Annotated in this window: 14 protein-coding genes and 1 pseudogene; 8 read left to right on the top strand and 7 right to left on the bottom strand. The window is 65.0% G+C overall.

The features are described 5' to 3' along the window. Positions 1 to 7 precede the first annotated feature (7 nt). Both recD and EDF71_RS14475 read left to right on the top strand, forming a co-directional pair. Positions 8 to 2,218: an exodeoxyribonuclease V subunit alpha gene (recD, locus tag EDF71_RS14480; RefSeq protein WP_208301057.1), complete on the top strand. Its 2,211-nt coding sequence runs from the start codon at positions 8 to 10 to the stop codon at positions 2,216 to 2,218. Positions 2,219 to 2,673: 455 nt separating this feature from the next. Continuing rightward, positions 2,674 to 3,003: a hypothetical protein gene (locus EDF71_RS14475; protein WP_133857287.1), complete on the top strand. Its 330-nt coding sequence runs from the start codon at positions 2,674 to 2,676 to the stop codon at positions 3,001 to 3,003. An 84-nt stretch (positions 3,004 to 3,087) separates the two neighbouring features. Here the strand turns inward: EDF71_RS14475 and EDF71_RS14470 are convergent, their stop codons facing one another. Further along, positions 3,088 to 3,483, bottom strand: coding sequence for a nuclear transport factor 2 family protein (locus EDF71_RS14470; RefSeq protein WP_133857286.1), 396 nt, complete (start codon positions 3,481 to 3,483; stop codon positions 3,088 to 3,090). Between the two features lie 118 nt (positions 3,484 to 3,601). On the opposite strand from EDF71_RS14470, the gene EDF71_RS14465 reads away from it, so the two are divergent. The 3 genes from EDF71_RS14465 (at position 3,602) to EDF71_RS14455 (ending at position 6,183) form a co-directional block, all read left to right on the top strand. Continuing rightward, complete coding sequence (locus tag EDF71_RS14465) at positions 3,602 to 4,024, top strand: helix-turn-helix domain-containing protein (RefSeq protein ID WP_243854317.1); 423 nt, start codon at positions 3,602 to 3,604, stop codon at positions 4,022 to 4,024. 73 nt (positions 4,025 to 4,097) lie between these two features. Then, entirely contained in the window at positions 4,098 to 5,645 is a 1,548-nt protein-coding gene (gene rlmD / locus EDF71_RS14460) for a 23S rRNA (uracil(1939)-C(5))-methyltransferase RlmD (RefSeq protein ID WP_133857285.1), read from the top strand. 130 nt (positions 5,646 to 5,775) lie between these two features. Further along, the gene (locus EDF71_RS14455) at positions 5,776 to 6,183 is read left to right on the top strand and encodes a heme-binding protein (protein WP_116925544.1); all 408 of its coding nucleotides are present in this window, start codon (positions 5,776 to 5,778) and stop codon (positions 6,181 to 6,183) included. Between the two features lie 79 nt (positions 6,184 to 6,262). Here EDF71_RS14455 and EDF71_RS14450 read toward each other — a convergent pair whose 3' ends face one another. After that, positions 6,263 to 7,552 (bottom strand): MFS transporter, encoded by a 1,290-nt coding sequence (locus EDF71_RS14450; RefSeq protein ID WP_133857284.1) that lies wholly within the window; start codon positions 7,550 to 7,552, stop codon positions 6,263 to 6,265. A gap of 169 nt (positions 7,553 to 7,721) precedes the next feature. Here EDF71_RS14450 and EDF71_RS14445 point away from each other — a divergent pair, with 169 nt between their 5' ends. From EDF71_RS14445 to EDF71_RS14435, 3 genes are all read left to right on the top strand, one after another. After that, complete coding sequence (locus EDF71_RS14445; protein WP_133857283.1) at positions 7,722 to 9,932, top strand: TonB-dependent receptor; 2,211 nt, start codon at positions 7,722 to 7,724, stop codon at positions 9,930 to 9,932. Between the two features lie 20 nt (positions 9,933 to 9,952). Beyond that, complete coding sequence (locus tag EDF71_RS14440; protein WP_243854316.1) at positions 9,953 to 11,200, top strand: MFS transporter; 1,248 nt, start codon at positions 9,953 to 9,955, stop codon at positions 11,198 to 11,200. Positions 11,201 to 11,270: 70 nt separating this feature from the next. Then, on the top strand, positions 11,271 to 11,936 hold the full coding sequence (locus EDF71_RS14435; protein WP_133857281.1) for a TetR/AcrR family transcriptional regulator: 666 nt from the start codon (positions 11,271 to 11,273) through the stop codon (positions 11,934 to 11,936). A 20-nt stretch (positions 11,937 to 11,956) separates the two neighbouring features. Here the strand turns inward: EDF71_RS14435 and EDF71_RS14430 are convergent, their stop codons facing one another. From EDF71_RS14430 to EDF71_RS14415, 5 genes and pseudogenes are all read right to left on the bottom strand, one after another. Beyond that, positions 11,957 to 13,042: a metallophosphoesterase gene (locus EDF71_RS14430; protein ID WP_133857280.1), complete on the bottom strand. Its 1,086-nt coding sequence runs from the start codon at positions 13,040 to 13,042 to the stop codon at positions 11,957 to 11,959. 147 nt (positions 13,043 to 13,189) lie between these two features. Next, positions 13,190 to 13,705: a dihydrofolate reductase gene (locus tag EDF71_RS14425; protein WP_133857279.1), complete on the bottom strand. Its 516-nt coding sequence runs from the start codon at positions 13,703 to 13,705 to the stop codon at positions 13,190 to 13,192. Between the two features lie 129 nt (positions 13,706 to 13,834). After that, on the bottom strand, positions 13,835 to 14,482 hold the full coding sequence (locus EDF71_RS25440) for a glutathione S-transferase (protein ID WP_279586291.1): 648 nt from the start codon (positions 14,480 to 14,482) through the stop codon (positions 13,835 to 13,837). 15 nt (positions 14,483 to 14,497) lie between these two features. After that, positions 14,498 to 15,460, bottom strand: a pseudogene (locus EDF71_RS25435) (rhodanese-related sulfurtransferase); the annotation flags it as partial. A gap of 288 nt (positions 15,461 to 15,748) precedes the next feature. Beyond that, a complete protein-coding gene (locus EDF71_RS14415) occupies positions 15,749 to 16,279 on the bottom strand; it encodes a DUF3617 family protein (protein WP_133857277.1) in 531 nt (176 codons plus the stop codon). Positions 16,280 to 16,305 lie beyond the last annotated feature (26 nt).

The raw sequence follows: 16,305 nt of genomic DNA, 5'->3' as shown, positions 1-16,305 counted from the left end.
GAATGCAATGACGACAGAACCCCAGGACGGCATGGCCCAGGATGGCCTGCCCAGCCAGCGATCGACAGCCCGCACATTGACCGTGCCCGACGGCGCCACTGCCAGCCTGCTGCACACGGTAGAGCGCTGGACCGCCCATGGCTGGCTGCGCAGCCTGGACCAGGCGCTGGTGCTGTTTCTGCATGAGCTCGATCCCGCCGCATCGCCGCTGGTGCTGCTGGCCGCCGCGCTGGCCAGCCACCAACTGGGCCGGGGCCATGTCTGCCTGGATCTGCAGGCTACCTTGGACAACAGCCGTTTCGCGCTGTCGCTGCCACCCGATACGGTGGCGCAGGGCAGCGGTGCCACCGAGCCCACGCCCTTGCCGCTGCCCAGCGAGCTGCTCGCCCAGGTCAATCTGCTGCAGTGGCAATCGGCCCTGCAGGCCAGTGCGCTGGTAGCGGCACCTGGCAAGCCCAGCCAGGGTGGCACACCGCTGGTGCTGCAAGGCGATCGCCTCTATCTGCGCCGCTACTGGCAGTACGAGCAGGATGTGGCGCAGGCCATTGGCCAGCGCATCACCGCCAGCCAGCATCTGCGCCAGGGCCGCAGCGCCGCGCAAGATGCGATGCTGCGCCAGGCGCTGGACCAGCTGTTTGCGCCGGCAGGCAACCAGGTTCCCGATTCGCCCGACTGGCAAAAAATGGCCTGCGCGCTGGCGGCATCCAGCGCTTTTTCCATCATCACCGGCGGCCCTGGCACCGGCAAGACCACCACCGTTGTCAAATTGCTGGCGCTGCTGCAGAGCATGGCCTTGCAGCAGGACGGCCGGCCACTGCGCATCTGCCTGGCCGCACCCACCGGCAAGGCGGCAGCGCGCCTGTCTGAATCCATCGTGCAGGCTTTGCAACGCCTCGATGATGCGCAGCTGCCGGCGGTGGCGCCAGCGCCTGGCAGTGGCGAGGCGCGCAGCCTGAAACCGCTGATCCCGTCCGATGCCCAAACCCTGCACCGGCTGTTGGGCAGCCGGCCCGACAGCCGGCATTTTCGCCACGATGCCCAGCACCCGCTGGCGCTGGATGTGCTGGTGGTCGATGAGGCCTCGATGGTCGATCTGGAGATGATGGCGGCCTTGCTGTCGGCCTTGCCGCCGCAGGCCAGGCTGGTGCTGCTGGGCGACAAGGACCAGCTCGCCTCGGTGGAAGCCGGCGCGGTGCTGGGAGAGCTGTGCGCACAGTCCGAGCGCGGCCTGTACTGGCATGAAACGGCGCAGTGGCTGCAACAGGTGACTGGCCAACAGGTGCCTGCCGAGCTGCAGGACATAGCAGGCAAGCCGCTGGACCAGGCGGTGGTGATGCTGCGGGTCAGCCACCGCTTCCATGCCGACAGCGGCATTGGCCAGCTGGCTGGCGTCGTCAATGCCGGCCGGCGCAAGGCGATCAAGCCGCTGTTGAAGGCGGGCTACCCCGATCTGGCCGCCTATGCGGTGCCGGATCTGACGCATTCCTCGCTGGCCCAGCTGGTGCTGGATGGCGGCGGCAAGCGCTTTGTGGACAGCGCCGCCAAGCGTGAAGCGGGGCCGGTGGGCTATGGCCACTATTTGCAGGTATTGCGCGAGATGCCGGCCAATCCCAGCCCCGAGGCCTTGAACCAATGGGCGCTGCGTTTGCTGAAGGCGCATGGCGAGTTCCAGGTGCTCTGCGCGCTGCGCAGCGGGCACTGGGGCGTGGAAGGGCTCAATGAGCGCATTGCCCAGCTGCTGGCCCACCGCGAGTTGATTGCGCAAAGCAGCGGCTGGTATGCCGGCCGCCCGGTGCTGGTGACCCGCAACGACTACAGCCTCAAGCTGATGAATGGCGATATCGGCATCACCGTGCAGATGCCGGCGAACCAGGCGCCCGAAGCTGGCGGGGCCGGCATGGCCCAGGGTGCCCTGCGCGTGGTGTTTGCGACCAGCGAAGGCCTGCGCTGGGTGCTGCCCAGCCGCTTGCAGGCAGTGGAGACCGTCTATGCGATGACCATCCACAAATCGCAGGGCTCGGAGTTCAGCCATGCAGCCGTTGTGTTGCCGCCCAGCCTGTCGCCCATCATGACGCGCGAGCTGGTCTACACCGGCATGACCCGGGCCAAGCGCTGGTTGACCGTGGTGGCAGGTGGCAACAGTAACTTCTTGGTGCTGGAAGAGGCGACGGAGCGCCAGGTGAGGCGCTCGAGCGGCCTGCGACAAGGCGAGCTGTAGCAGCTGTTGGCAGAGCTTGGGGAGTCGTAGACGAGGCGCGCCCGTGCAGCAGGGCAGGGCCATCGCAGCGTTGGCAATGGGCAAGTGCCCAGCGGCTGCGCGGGTTTCATCGAAAAAATGCGTGGCTGTGCGAAAAGATCGTTGGCTGGCCAAAACGACCCTGGGGCAGAACGGGCCCCAAGAGTCGCCCCACGATGAAACAATCACCGTTGCGAAGGGCGGGGGCATGTTTGCATGCACCAAGCCCTTGACAGCGGCGATGGGCGCATCTTATCATTGAATGAGAATAATTATCAATATCAAATCTGAATAAAACAGTGCCAAGCGCTCGTTTTATGTAAGTTTTTGTTTTTGGTTGATTTTTCTTGACCTTTCCCCTGGAAATGGGGATGCGCCGTTTGGAGAAATTTGGTAACTTCGCAGGATCGATAAAAAATATTGCGGGAGTACCAACCATGCCTGGTTCCAGTTACAGCTTCAAATCCACAGCGCTCGCCGTCCTGGCGCTCACGGCCTCTGCCTGGGCGCAGGCCGCCTGCTACACCGTCTATGACGGCAAGAACGAGGTGATTTACCGCAGTGCTGAGCCACCGGTCGATATGTCCAAGCCGCTGCACCAGACCGCCGGCGAGCTGCCCAACGGCAGCCGCGTGGTGTTTACGCCCGATAGCGCCGTCTGCGTGACCGAGGTATATGCCCTGCCTGGCGCCAAGAAGCTGGCGTCCAGCAGCGCCAACATGGTGACCGACCAGCTGAAGATGCGCAGCATGATCAGCGCGCAGTAATCGCTACACAAAACACCAAAGGGCAGCGTGGCTGCCCTTTGTGTTTTTCAAGCAGGCCTCATCGTGCTGGCCTGCACAGCGCTATTAGCCCCAGAAGGCGTCCTCAGCATCCTGATCCTCAGAGAAGAGCCATACTTCCCGGATCAGTCCGTTCTCGATGCGCAGCACATCGATGCCCGACATGGCGATGGCTGCATCTGGCTTTTCAGCGCAGAAGTGCAAGGAGGTGCTGACCAGATCGCCCTGGGCCATCAGCGGGCCGACTTTGTCGATGCGAAAGCTTCCCTGGCTGCGCTGCATGAATTGGCCCAGCAGCGCGAAAACGGCAGCCTTGCCACGGTGCAACCCAGATAGCGTGCCCTTGCCGGGCTGGTGCCATTCAATGTCGTCACTGAAAGCGGCGCCAACGCTCTCTAGATCGCCTTTTGCGACTGCCTCAAAGTAGCGACGTACGACATCCATGTTCTGTGCTGTGTTCATCTTCTCTCCTTGTTGAATAAGCCAAGCTGCCGTGGGCAGATGCATGAAAAACGATGAGATTAAAGGTAGTGATCAATAGTTGCAATAAGACACTGAAAAGTGACATAGGAACCAAAAAGTGACCATCGATCCCTGCCGCCCCGTCTGGAACCCTTATCTCGCCACCTGCCCCACCAGGCAGGTGCTCGATTGCGTAGCCGACAAATGGACAGTGCTGGTGCTGGGCCTGCTGCGCACAGGGCCTTGGCGGTTTGGGCAGTTGCGCAAGGGCATTGAGGGCCTGTCTCAAAAGATGCTGACGCAAACGCTGCGGGCATTGGAGCGGGATGGCATCGTGCGGCGCGAAGTCTTTGCCTGTTCGCCACCCAAAGTGGAATACAGCCTGACTCCGCTGGGTCAGTCGCTGGCTGCAACGCTGGATGCGCTGCGCCTGTGGGCCGAGCGGCACATGGATGAGGTGATGCGCCATCGGGACAGTTACGACGAGGCGGCAGCACAGCAAGACCCGGCATTGGCAAAGCTGATCTGGGCGCCACCGTGATTTTTTGCGCTCCCGCACGCCAAATTGCCAGAGGTTGGCCGCAGGCCATTGCCCAGCCTGCGAAAATACCGGGATGAGCGAAGCGCAGACCCCACAGAATATCCCCGAATCCCCCGACGCCGCCGAAGCGGCCCAGTTCCCCGCAGATGCCCTGAAGATCGTGTCCATGGACATGGACGCCCAGGGCGTGGCGCGCCGTGCCGATGGCAAGGTCGTCTTTGTCGATGGCGCGCTGCCTACCGAATGGGTGAGCGCCAAGACCCGGCGCAAGAAGAACAACTGGGAGCAGGCTGACCTGCTACAGATCCACCGCGAGTCCTCGCAGCGTGTGCGGCCCGGTTGCCCCAACTTTGGTTTGCATGCCGGCGCCTGCGGCGGCTGCAAGATGCAGCATCTGCATGTGGGCGCCCAGATTGCGACCAAGCAGCGCGTGCTGGAGGACAACCTCTGGCACCTGGGCAAAGTGGTGGCCGAGACGGTGATGCGCCCCATTGAAGGCCCCAGCTGGGGTTACCGCTTCCGCTCGCGCCTGTCGGTGCGCTATGTGGCCAAGAAGGGCAAGGTGCTGGTGGGCTTCCATGAGCGCAAGAGCCGCTACATCGCCGACATGGAAACCTGCAAGATTTTGCCACCCCATGTCGATGCCTTGCTGATGCCGATGCGCGCGCTGATCGGCAGCCTGGATGCCCGCGAGACCTGCCCGCAGATCGAGGTGGCCTGTGGCGACCAGGTCACCGCCCTGGTGCTGCGCCACCTGGAGCCGCTGAGCGACGCCGATATGCAGCGCCTGCGCGATTTCGCCGCAGCCCATAACGTGCAATGGTGGCTGCAACCTAAGGGGCCGGACACCGTGCACCTGATGGATGGCATCGGCGAGCAGCTGTCCTATGCGCTGCCCGATTTCGGCATCACGATGCCGTTCAAGCCCACCGACTTCACCCAGGTCAACCCCCACATCAATCAGGTGCTGGTGACGCGCTCGCTGCGCTTGCTGGATGCCAAGAAGACCGAGCGCGTGATCGACTGGTTCTGCGGCTTGGGCAACTTCACCCTGCCCATTGGCACGATGGCCGGTGAGGTGCTGGGCATCGAGGGTTCAGAGACGCTGGTGCAGCGCTCTCACGAGAACTATGCGGCCAACAATGCCACTCGCCCCGCAGGCCATGCACTGGCGCCTACGCGCTTTGTGGCCCGCAACCTGTTCGAGATGACGCCCGAGATGCTGATCGCCGATGGCCAGGCCGACAAGTGGCTGGTCGATCCACCGCGTGAAGGCGCGTTTGCGCTGTCCAAGGCGTTGGCCGACATCCACAAGGCCCGCCACCAGGTGCCTGATACCGCGCCGCTGCCTGACAGTGCCAAGGACTGGACACCGCCCAAGCGCATCGTCTATGTGAGCTGCAACCCCGCGACCTTGGCGCGCGATGCCGGCCTGCTGGTGCACCAGGCCGGCTACCGCTGCGTGGCCGCTGGCGTGGTCAACATGTTCCCGCACACCGCCCACGTCGAGAGCATGGCCGTGTTTGAATGGGATGGCCATGCACCTTCGGTCAAGACCGATGCGGACGTCGAGACGGCCGATGCCGGTGCAGCTGCAGCGACAGAAAACGCAGCGGCCTGAGCCCGACGGGGGATTACCCCCGTTTTAGGCACAAATGCTGTGATGCATGTGATTGATTAGCGTGCTGGAATGCCGTTAAGCTGGCAGGCTGAACAACCGGGTATCCCGAATCTTTTTCCAAGGAGTCACCATGAAAACCAAAGCAGTGCTGGAGTTGGCCGACGTCAAGGCGGTGTTGAATGCGGCCGAGGCCGAAGCGGTCAAGAACCAATGGATCGTGAGCATTGCAGTGGTGGATGACGGCGGCAACCTGCTGGGCATGATCCGCCGCGATGGCGCAGCCCCCGTGTCTGCCCACATCTGCGTGGCCAAGGCCCGCACCTCGGCGCTGGGTCGCCGCGAGAGCAAGGGCTTTGAGGACATGATCAATGGTGGCCGCACCGCTTTCCTGAGCGCGCCGCTGATCGATGGCATGCTCGAAGGCGGCGTGCCCATCATCAAGGACGGCGAATGCTTGGGCGCCGTGGGCGTCAGCGGTGTGAAGGCACCGGAAGATGCACAGATCGCCAAGGCGGGCATTGCAGCCCTGGGCCTGTAAGGCGCAAGCCTCCTGCGTGGGCGCCAAGCCCATCAACGACGAAGCGGCCACCGGCCGCTTTTTTCATGGGCGCCGCGTTTTAGGCCGCAGCCCTGGATGCGCTGGCACTGCGGGCATAGAGGCCCAGCACCAGCAGCATGCATGCTGTCGCCATCCAGTATGGCGCATGCGGGTGGACGCGGTAGCTGCTGGCCCCCAGCAAGGGGCCGACGACCATGCCCAGGCCTTGCGCGGCGCCGCTGAGCCCGCCTATGCGGGTCTGGTCGCCGGCCTGCTGTGCGCGCTGGGTCAGCAGGCTCAAGGTGAATGGCATAAAGGCCCCCAGGCTCAGGCCAAACAGCGCCGCGCTCAGCAGCTGTGCCTCAAACGGGATATCGGCCGTCAGGCAGAGCAGCCCCAGCAGGCCAAAGCTGCCAGCCGACAGCACCACACGCCGCTGCGCGGACAGGCTGGGTAATTGGATCTTCGCCAGGCCCATCTGCGTGGCCACCAAGGTCGCGGCAATGGCCATCAACGCCATGCCGGCGTGTGCGGTGGCATGCGCGGCATCGAGATGGAACTGATCGCGCATGCGGAAGCCCGTCACCTGCATGAGGATGCCGTACACGGTATAGAGCAGCGCAAGAATGGCCAGCGGATGCCGGATCAGCGACCAGGCTGTCTTGGCCGTGCCTGGTCTGTAGCCAGATTGCGGCAGGGCCTGTGCCGCTGGGTGCTTGCCCGGCAGCCATAACCAGGTGCAGAGCGCTGCCGCCACCAGCAAGGCGGCCACCACATAGAACGGCGTCAGCAGACCCAGGCCCGTGGCAATGGCCGCCAGCCCGGGCGAGGCGACCATGCCCAGCGCAAAGCTGGCCCCCATGCTGGCAAGGGCCCGGGGCCGGCTGCTGCTGTCCGTGGTGTGGGCGATATAGGCCTGCGCGGTGGGCAGCATGGCTGCCGAGAAGGGCGACAGCAGCATGCGGCTGCTGACCAGCAGGGCCCAGCAGAGCAAGACCGAGATGCGCGCCTCCAGCCGCCAGGCCAGCGCAAAGCCAAACAGCAAGGTGAACACCGCCACCAGCAGCAGTGCCGCGGTGAAGATGCTGCGCGCCGGCCAGCGTTGCCCCAAACGGCCCCAGACGGGGCCGAACAGCACAAACACCAGCGCGGCGGGCGCAACCACCCAGCCGATCTGGGGTTCGCTCAGGCCCAGGTCCCGGCCTACTGAGGGAAGGATGGCGAACACGCAGGACATGCTGGTGGCTGCCGCAAACAGCGCAAAGCAAATGCCCAGCAGGGATCGGGCAGAGGCAGTTGCAGCAGGGGCTGCCGTGGAGGCGGTCACTTGGACCGGGGCGGTGCTGCGCAGGGATTCTGGAGGGGTCATGTTGACAAAGCTTGTTGCAAACCATTAGCATTCGGACTGATCAATTGGTTAGTCTACCAACTGATTAGTTAAATCGTCAATGCGGAATGCCAGCCCAGCCACTCGGCCGTGACATGCGGAGGGGCACGACAGCCAGGGCTGCGCCGCGCAACAAGTTTTGAGGGACACCATGTTTACGACCACCCCGCGCGGCACTGTCCGCGCGCCTGTGCTGCCGCTGTCGCGCAGCTGTGTTGCAATGGCCGCGCTGTTGGCCGCCACCGCGCCGGCCTGGGCACAAGCGCCTGAGGCGCAAGACCCGTCCGGCGCTGCTGCCGAGCTTCCCACCGTGACCGTCACCGCCCGCAAGCGGGAAGAGTCGCTGCAGAACGTGCCCATCAGCATGAGCGTGCTGGACGGGCAGGACAGCCGGGAGGCGGCATCGCCCTCGGACGGCAATGCCGGGCTGGCGCGCGCGGCGCCCAATGTCTCTTTTGCTGACAGTGGCGGCCAGTTTGGCAACCTCTTCGTCATCCGGGGCGTGGGCTCGTTTGCGCCGCTGTCGTCCGATGACACCTCGGTGGTCATGTACCTCAACGAGGTACCACGATCGGTGTATGGCGCGCCGCCTGCCTTGCTGGACATCGACCGGGTCGAGGTGCTGCGCGGGCCGCAGGGCACCTTGTTCGGCCGCAATACCCAGGGCGGCGCCATCAACGTCATTCCCCATGGACCCAGCTTCAAGCGGGAGTTCTCCGCAACCACCGAGGTCGGCTCGCAGGGGCACCGGCTGGCCGAGGTGGTGGCCAATGGCGCGCTGTCAGACACGGTGGCGGGCCGCCTGGCATTGCGCTATTCCCACCTGGACGGCCAGGTGCCGAATGTGGCGACGGGCGGCCAGGATGGGCGCACCCAGGTGGGGGCGGCGCGCGGTTCGCTGCTCTGGCTGCCGGGTGAGCGCACGACCGTCCACTTCAGCGGCTTTTATGACCACCGCGCCTCCAATGCGCCGCGTTTCATCTGGCGTGAGAACCCGGCGTTTCCGCAAAGCGCGGCCAACCCCAACAGCGATATCCGCTGGCGCGACGCTGGGGCATCGCTCAAGGTGGAGCATGAATTTGACCGGGCCCGCTTGACCGCGCTGACCAGCTACCAGGACGACCGCTCCTTCCAGCCCATGGACCTGAGCGACAGCCTCCTCTATGCGGCGATGACGGGCCAGCCGCGCAGCCGCTTCGATGTGCCCTATGCCGACTATGTGGACATACGCTTTCGGGAGCGCACGCTGCAGCAGGAGTTGCGGCTGTCGTCGCTGGAGGAGGGGCCGCTGACCTGGACCGGCGGCATCAACCTTTTCCACTCGCGTTTCATCAACAACACCTGGGCGGTGGCGTCGCCGGCGGCCTTCAATTTCCAGGCGCAAAACGGCGCGCAGGACAACCGCATCCGCACCACCAGCATGGCCGCCTTTGGCGAGGGCACGCTGGCCTTGAGCGAGCAGCTCAAGGCCACCTTGGGCCTGCGCTACACCCTTGAGCGCAAGCATGCTGACTACGCGTTCAGCGGCAATGGCAATGCTGCGGTGGTGGAGCATTCACTGCACGCCCAGCAGTTGTCGGACCGTTTTCTGACGGGCCGCGCCGGCCTGTCCTATGCCTGGACGCCGCAGGCCATGGCCTATGCCAGCATCTCCCGGGGGGCGGTGGGCGCCGGTTTTCCGGTCACGCAGACGAATGGCTATGCGGGCAAAGCCGAGGTTCCCTACGAGACCTCGACCAGCTGGACCTATGAGCTGGGCTTCAAGACCCTGTGGCTGGACAAGCGGCTGGGGCTCAATGGCTCGCTGTTCTACAACAACGTCAAGAACGGCCACCTGATTGTCTTCAACCCCGCGCAAGCGCTGTTCAGCACGGCCTCGCTGAACTACCGCAGCCAGGGTGCCGAGCTGGAAGCGATAGCCAGTCTAAACTCCAATCTCAAGCTCAGCGCCGGCCTGGGCTTCACGCAGGCCGGGCTGGTGGATGTGCCAGAGGGCAGCTCCACCGGCGCCAAGTCGGGCAACCGGGTGCCCAATATGCCGCGCCTCAATGGTTCGCTGGGCCTGGAGTACCAGGCACCGATGCAGATCGCGGGCGCATCGGGTCGGCTGAAAAGCCATCTGGGCTGGCAGTACGTGGGCAAGCGGGCAGTGGACGTAAAGCAGAGCTTTGACCTGCCCGGCTACGGGGTCGTCAACGCCCGCATCGGCTGGCAGCAGGGCGACTGGGAGCTCTATGCCTTTGCCTGGAACCTGCTGGACAAGCGTTACCTGGTCGGCGGCCAGGCCTGGACGGCCGGCGTCAGCTCGGTCCGTGTCTCGCAGCCCCGCATTGTGGGGCTGGGCGCCACCGTTCGCTTTTGATGGGGCAGTCTATGCAAAGCATGGATGCGCGATCCGACGCGCCTGAGACCGCCTTGGGCCAGGGCGGCGGCTTGGTGCTGGCCGCTATCAGCCTGGCCTATGTGGCCCTGGGCATGGTGCTGGGTTTTGTGCAGGGCGGCGTGGCCCCGGTGCTGCGGGCCCAGGGTGTAGAGCTGTCGGCCTTGCGCTGGGTGTATGCGCTGTACCTGCCCTTTGGCCTGGCCTTTTTGTGGGCGCCCATGGTTGATTCCTGGCGCTGGCCCTGGCTGGGGCGGCGCACCGGCTGGATCCTGCCGATGCAGGGGCTGTCGGTGTTGGCGCTGGGCGCCATCGCCTTCGTCCAGCCCGCGCCGGGTGCCTGGGCACTGCTGCTGGCGCTGGGCCTGCTGGCCACGGTGGCTGCAGCGACCGTGGATGTGGCGCTGGACGCGCTGACCGTCGACATGGTGCCGCAGGCGCAGCGCGCTGCTGCTGCAGGCGCCAAGATGGGCGGCATCTCGCTGGGTGCGGTGCTGGGCGGCGGCGCCTTGGTGGCCTGGTACCCGCAGCTGGGCTGGCAGGGGGCGCTGTGGCTGATCGCAGCCGCCGCGGCGCTGGCCTGCCTGCCGGTGCTGGCGCTGGTGGGCCCGGAGCAGCAGCACAGGCTTCCGCTGTTGGTGCAGCGCGCCCGCTTGCTGCAGACCCTGCGCAAACCGGCCATGGGCCGCCGCCTGCTGCGCTTGAGCTTGCTGGTCTGCAGCCTGCTGGCGCTGTTCAACTTCAACCGCCTGCTGCTGCTTGACATGGGGGTGCCGCTCGCGCGCATCGGCAGCCTGCTGGGCGTGGTGGCGCCGCTGGCCAATGCGGCAGCCTGCTTTCTCGCGCCGCTGCTGCTCCGCCGCATGCCGGTGCGGCGGGCGGCATGGCTGTGTGCCGGCCTGTGCCTGGCCAGCGCCTGTCTGGTGTGGCTGGGCTGCCTGCAGGCCCACACGGGCCTGGTGATCACCGGCAGCATCCTGACGACGGCTGCCGCCGCTGCGCTGTATGTGGTGCTGGGCGGCCTGATGCTGGAGTGGGCCACGGGCGACCAGGCCGCAACCGACTATGCACTGCTCTATGGCCTGGGCCGCTTCATCGGCACCGCTGCGCTGATGGCGCTGCCGGGGGTGATCCAGTCCATAGGCTGGCCGCTGTTCCAGGGCCTGGTGGTGCTGGGCTTTGCGGCATCGGCCAGTTATTTTCTGCGTCTCTTCCCCAAGGCAGAGCGCGGGCAGGTGGCTGGGCTATGATCGTGGGTTGACCAAGCGATCAGCATGCTGATCGACGCGCGTCGCCCACCCCACTGCTGGAGAAGCCCCGATGACCGAATTGCGCAAGGTGTACACCACCGTCGATGCCCGTGACCGTATCGTGGAAGCGGCGTTGACGGTCTTTGCCCAGCGCGGCTTTGACGGTGCGACCACGCGTGAAATCGCCAAGGAAGCCGGCGTGTCTTCGGCGCTGATCCACCACCATTTCAAGGACAAGGACGGCCTGTGGCGCTTGGTGGGCGAGCGGATCTCGGCCGAGTTCGTCGAGACCATCAAGGCCAGCATGGACCCGGGGCTGCGCGGTAGCGCCGAGGGTGCGCGGCAGATGGTCGCGGCCTACCTCAGCTACTGGCGCGCCCACCCTCGCGCGCTGCGCTTTCAGCTCTGGCGCGTGCTGGGTGCCCCGGCCGATGAGCGCGAGGAGCGTTCCAGGCAGCTCAACCAGCTGTTTGTGCCCGAGATCCAGGCCGCCCAGGATGCCGGCCATGTGCGCCGTGATATGCCGGCCGGCCTGCTGATGGTGACCATGGGCGGCTTGATCCAGTACTTTCTGCACAGCGATGTGGAGACCCATCATGCTTTGGCAGTGACCGGCGCTGCCCCGATGACCGACGCGGAGGTGCTGGACTATGTCTGGGGTTTGGTGGCGACGCCGGCAAGTGCGCCGGCATCGGGCGCCGCGAAGAAGACCCGCGCGCCTGCCAAGGCGAAGTGATGGGCTGCTGAACGCCGGCCTTAAACAAGGGCCGGTGTTGCGGTTTGCATGAAATGCGTCGTTGGCTCTGCGCTGCCGTCGTCGAGCACCAGCACCCGCTCGGGCCAGCGCAGGGCTGCCAACTTGAAGTCCTGCTCGGGCGGCTGGCCGGCGAGCCGGGCGGTCCAGCGGGCGCCCACGGAAAAGTCCACGCAAAACACATTGCCGCGAAGGCCGTGCCAGGCATGCGGGTTGATATCGGCGAACAAATCCTGGTCGCCCTTGCCCAGCACTGAGCGGTCGAGTTCATGGATGCGGCGCCAGTAATGGCCCACGATGACGGGCGTGCTGTCCGCATAGGCATCCCACCAGGCCACGCGCTCGACAAAGCGCCATTTACCACCGGCATAGAAGGGCTCGGTGCCGCGGCGCTCCACACCGCAGCTCAGCACCTTGAGCGGGTTGTACTGGGATTTGTTCAGCTCGCTGTCCGCATGCGCGGGCATGAAGGGCGGGCAATGGGCGCCGTCTTCCAGGTGGTAGGGCCAGGCCTGGTTTTCAGCCTTCAGCCGGGCGGGAATGCCCAGGGTCTTGGCATGCAGATAGGCTTCCTGCTCCAGGCGGTCATAGTCCTGGGCGACATGGCCGGGTCGCAAGGCACGGGCCTGGTTGATCTTGTCGCCGATCCAGGCGGCATGGACGATGCGCAGGTCGGCCCGCTCCAACGCCAATGGCAATTGGCGCAAGAACGGCAGCATGTCCTCGTCAAAGGTATGGTCAGCGCGCGCATAGGGCGCATATTTGGGGTTGTCGGCCTCGATGCGCTCGTCAAAGTACCAGCCCGATCCGTCCTTGGCATCTTCGCGCAGCAGGTTGATCTCGTGGTTGCCGAGCACGGCATAGGCGTTGCCGGCTTCCACCCAGCGGCGCACCAGGGCCAGCACGCCGGGGCTGTCGGGGCCCCGGTCACAGAAATCGCCGACAAAGACCAGCTTGCGGCCTGCGGGGTGGCCGCCACGGTCGTCATAGCCCAGATGCCGAACCAGCGCCTCCAGTGCCTGGCGCTCGCCGTGCACATCGCCGATGACATCCAATGGGCCGGCGGGCAAAGCTTGTACCAGGCTCATCGTCACAGTATTCCGTCTTGTTGCGGCTCCAGGTGCTTGGTCCGGCGCGCCGCAGATTGCTATGGGTTAAAAATCCATTTTGCATCAGTTTGCTGCGCTGCACCAGCATGGTGCCATCGGATACGCTGGCTGTCCTACTCGGGACGTTCAGGCTTTCCGACGCTGGTAGCAGACAAAGGCAAAGGGCAGGCCGTTGCTGCTGGTCTGGGCGTCGCGCGACACCTCCTGCCACTGCGCATGCAGCATCGGCGCATGGGCATCGCCGTCAAAGTCCCGGTCGATCTCGGTCACCCAGACCTCATCGGCCAAGGCCAGCGATTGCGCATAGATCTGCGCACCGCCAATCACCCAGACCGGCTGGCCCAGCGCCTGGGCCGTGGCCAGCGCCTGCGACAGGTCGGCTGCGACATGAACTTTTTCACTGGCGGGGCTGGGCTGCCAGCCGCTTTGGCGGGTGACGACCACGTTGTCGCGGCCGGGCAGCGGGCGAAAACGTGGCGGCAGCGAATCCCAGGTCTTGCGGCCCATGACGACCGTACCGCCAGCGGTCTTTTGCTTGAAAAAAGCCATGTCCTCGGGCAGGTGCCAGGGCAGTTGGTTGTCGCGGCCGATAACGCCATTGCGGGCGCGGGCATAGATCAGATGGATACGGGCTGGGGTCATGGCTTGGGGGCCGCCCAGCGTGCAATGGCGCGCCGGCAGGCTTGGTAGATGGGGAGGGCCGATGGCCCGGTAGCAAAGAGTGGCCAACAACCATCGCCCCTGCATGGGGCTTTGCTTATAGCGCTCAGCTCAGCGGAACAGCACGCCCGCTTCGTCCGGGTGCCAGGCAGGGTATTTTTCCATCACCTGTTCGAACAGCGCCGAGTCGGTCAGACGCAGCAGCCAGGCTTGCAGGTGGGGCCAGGGGTGATTCTGCCATGCGGCTTCGTCGATGCCGGCAAACTGGCGCACAAAGGGGCGGATGGCCATGTCGGCCAGGCTCGGGTCGCGGCCAAACAGGTAGCCGGTGGCAGCCAGCTGCTGGTTCAAGGCGCCCAAAAACTCGTTGGCCGTCGCCGCTGCGGCAGCAGCGTCTGCCTGCGGGTAGCGGCTGGGGTATTTGCAGCGGTCCAGTGCAGGTTTGAATTCGCTGTCATGGCGGGCAATCAGGGCCTGCATCTCGTCCAGGCTGCCGGCCGTGGGGCTCAGCCACTGGTCGGGGTCATTCTGGCGCAGCGCCCAGATCATGATTTCCAGGCTCTCTTCCAGCACGGTGCCATCGGCCAGTACCAGGACCGGCACGGTGGCCTTGGGCGATGCATCCAGCAGCGCCTGGGGCTTGTCCTTGAGGACGACCTCGCGCAACTGGCAGGCAATGCCGGCATAGGCCAGCGCCAGACGGGCCCGCATCGCATAGGGGCAGCGGCGGAAGGAATACAGCACCGGCAGGCCTTGCAGGGCCTCTTGCTGTGCGGCCGTTTTTTGCTGGCGCGATTGCTGCGAGCTGGCCTGGGTGTGGCCCAGGTGGGTGTCACCGCGCTCTTGCGCCAGGTCCATCTGCCGCTGGCGCTCAGCCAGCGATTGCAGCTGCTCAGGCGTGCGGCTGCCATGGCAGTAGGGGCAGCTGACGCCGCGCACATAGTGGACATGGGCCAGTTCGTCTGCGCCCAGCGGCATGCGGCAGCTGCGGCAGAGCTGGTGCGGGCCGCGCACCAGGCCATGGCCTACCGAGACGCGCTCGTCAAACACAAAGCAGTCGCCCCACCACATCGATGCGTCTTCGGCCACCGTCTCCAGGTACTTGAGGATGCCGCCTTCAAGGTGGTAGACGTCCTCAAAGCCCTGGGTCTTCATGTAGGCGGTGGATTTTTCGCAGCGGATGCCACCGGTGCAGAACATGGCCACCTTTTGCTTGCCATGCAGCGCGCCGCCGGGCTGCGACTGCTCGGCCACCCATTGCGGAAACTCGGTAAAGCTCTTGGTGTGCGGGTTGATTGCGCCTTCAAAGCTGCCAATGCCCACCTCGTAGTCGTTGCGGGTGTCGACCAGCACCACATCGGGCTGGCTGATCAGTGCATTCCAGTCCTCGGGCTTCACATACTGGCCGGCATTGAGGGCCGGGTTCAGCTCGGGCACGCCCAGGGTCACGATCTCCTGCTTGAGCCGCACGCGCATGCGGTAGAAGGGGTTGCTGTCGGCATGGGCCTCCTTGTGCACCAGGTTGGCCAGGCGCGGGTCACGCTTGAGCCAGTCCAGCACCGCCTGCACATCGCCGGGCAGGCCGGCAATGGTGCCGTTGATACCTTCATGGGCGAGCAACAGCAGGCCCTTGACCTGGTGCTGGTCACACAGCGCCTGCAAAGGCTGCTGCCACTGGGCAAACTCCGGCAGGTCGATGAACTGGTAAAGCGCGGCGGTAAGGTATTGCTGGGACATGGAGAAAATCTACGAGAGATGCCTGCCGGTGGGCAGCATCTCGCGGGTAAGGCATGGCAAAAGCCGGGTGGACGGGAGGAGGGCCCTGGCATCCCTGGCTGGGGATGGCTGCATGGGGCTGGCGGGCTGGGCCAGCGCAGGCATCACAGGGCGGGCCGCAGTCCAACGGCTGAACATCGTACTGTATCTGAATCGCCTATTGCTAGATCTGGATCAGCAAAATGGCCCAGCGGGCAGACGTAAAAAAGCCCGGCGGGGCCGGGCTACCGAACGGGCGCCAAGCCTTACTTACTTGGGGCTCAGACCGGTGATGTCGTAGAAGTTGATCTTGCCGCCACCATCGAACACGCGGTCGCCGGGGTTGATGCCAGCAGGGCAGGCGCCCAGGTACTCGCCCTTGATATTGCGGGTAGTCTCCACCGTGCTGCCATCGGGCATTTGCTGCTTGGTGACCGACAGCACATGGAAGTTGTGCTGGAAGTCGCCGGTGATCTTGCGGCTGCTTTCGATGCGCTGTTCGGTCTGGCCCACCTTGCAGTTGGAGGTGAACTGCCAGCCATTGCTGTCCTTCAGGCTCGCCGTCTTGCACTGCTGCACGTCGTACTTGGCCTTTTGCAGCTCGCGGGTCTTGTAGAAGGTGTCTTTGTCCATGCAGTCCTGGAACTGGACGGTCTGGCCATCCTGGTCCGTGGAGCTGATCTGCCAGTGGCCAGACTTGGGGCGGGGCAGGTCTTCGATGTCGCCGGTGGAGGCGCAACCTGCTGCCAGCAAGGCGGCAGCAATGGCGGACAGGGAGGCGAGGTAGCGGGTAGAAAGCATGGATGTCCTCTCGGTGGTTGTCATTC

This window comes from Comamonas sp. JUb58 (assembly GCF_004364775.1).
In the GTDB taxonomy this organism is placed as follows: Bacteria; Pseudomonadota; Gammaproteobacteria; order Burkholderiales; family Burkholderiaceae_C; genus Comamonas.
The sequence above is the reverse complement of the archived record's forward strand: the minus strand, read 5'-3'. Positions and strand labels throughout refer to the sequence as shown.

Coding starts and splice junctions, on each gene's coding strand:
- recD (WP_208301057.1), top strand. CDS start 8: ATGACGACAGAACCCCAGGACGGCATGGCCCAGGATGGCCTGCCCAGC.
- EDF71_RS14475 (WP_133857287.1), top strand. CDS start 2,674: ATGCCTGGTTCCAGTTACAGCTTCAAATCCACAGCGCTCGCCGTCCTG.
- EDF71_RS14470 (WP_133857286.1), bottom strand. CDS start 3,483: ATGAACACAGCACAGAACATGGATGTCGTACGTCGCTACTTTGAGGCA.
- rlmD (WP_133857285.1), top strand. CDS start 4,098: ATGAGCGAAGCGCAGACCCCACAGAATATCCCCGAATCCCCCGACGCC.
- EDF71_RS14455 (WP_116925544.1), top strand. CDS start 5,776: ATGAAAACCAAAGCAGTGCTGGAGTTGGCCGACGTCAAGGCGGTGTTG.
- EDF71_RS14450 (WP_133857284.1), bottom strand. CDS start 7,552: ATGACCCCTCCAGAATCCCTGCGCAGCACCGCCCCGGTCCAAGTGACC.
- EDF71_RS14445 (WP_133857283.1), top strand. CDS start 7,722: ATGTTTACGACCACCCCGCGCGGCACTGTCCGCGCGCCTGTGCTGCCG.
- EDF71_RS14440 (WP_243854316.1), top strand. CDS start 9,953: ATGGATGCGCGATCCGACGCGCCTGAGACCGCCTTGGGCCAGGGCGGC.
- EDF71_RS14435 (WP_133857281.1), top strand. CDS start 11,271: ATGACCGAATTGCGCAAGGTGTACACCACCGTCGATGCCCGTGACCGT.
- EDF71_RS14430 (WP_133857280.1), bottom strand. CDS start 13,042: ATGAGCCTGGTACAAGCTTTGCCCGCCGGCCCATTGGATGTCATCGGC.
- EDF71_RS14425 (WP_133857279.1), bottom strand. CDS start 13,705: ATGACCCCAGCCCGTATCCATCTGATCTATGCCCGCGCCCGCAATGGC.
- EDF71_RS14415 (WP_133857277.1), bottom strand. CDS start 16,279: ATGCTTTCTACCCGCTACCTCGCCTCCCTGTCCGCCATTGCTGCCGCC.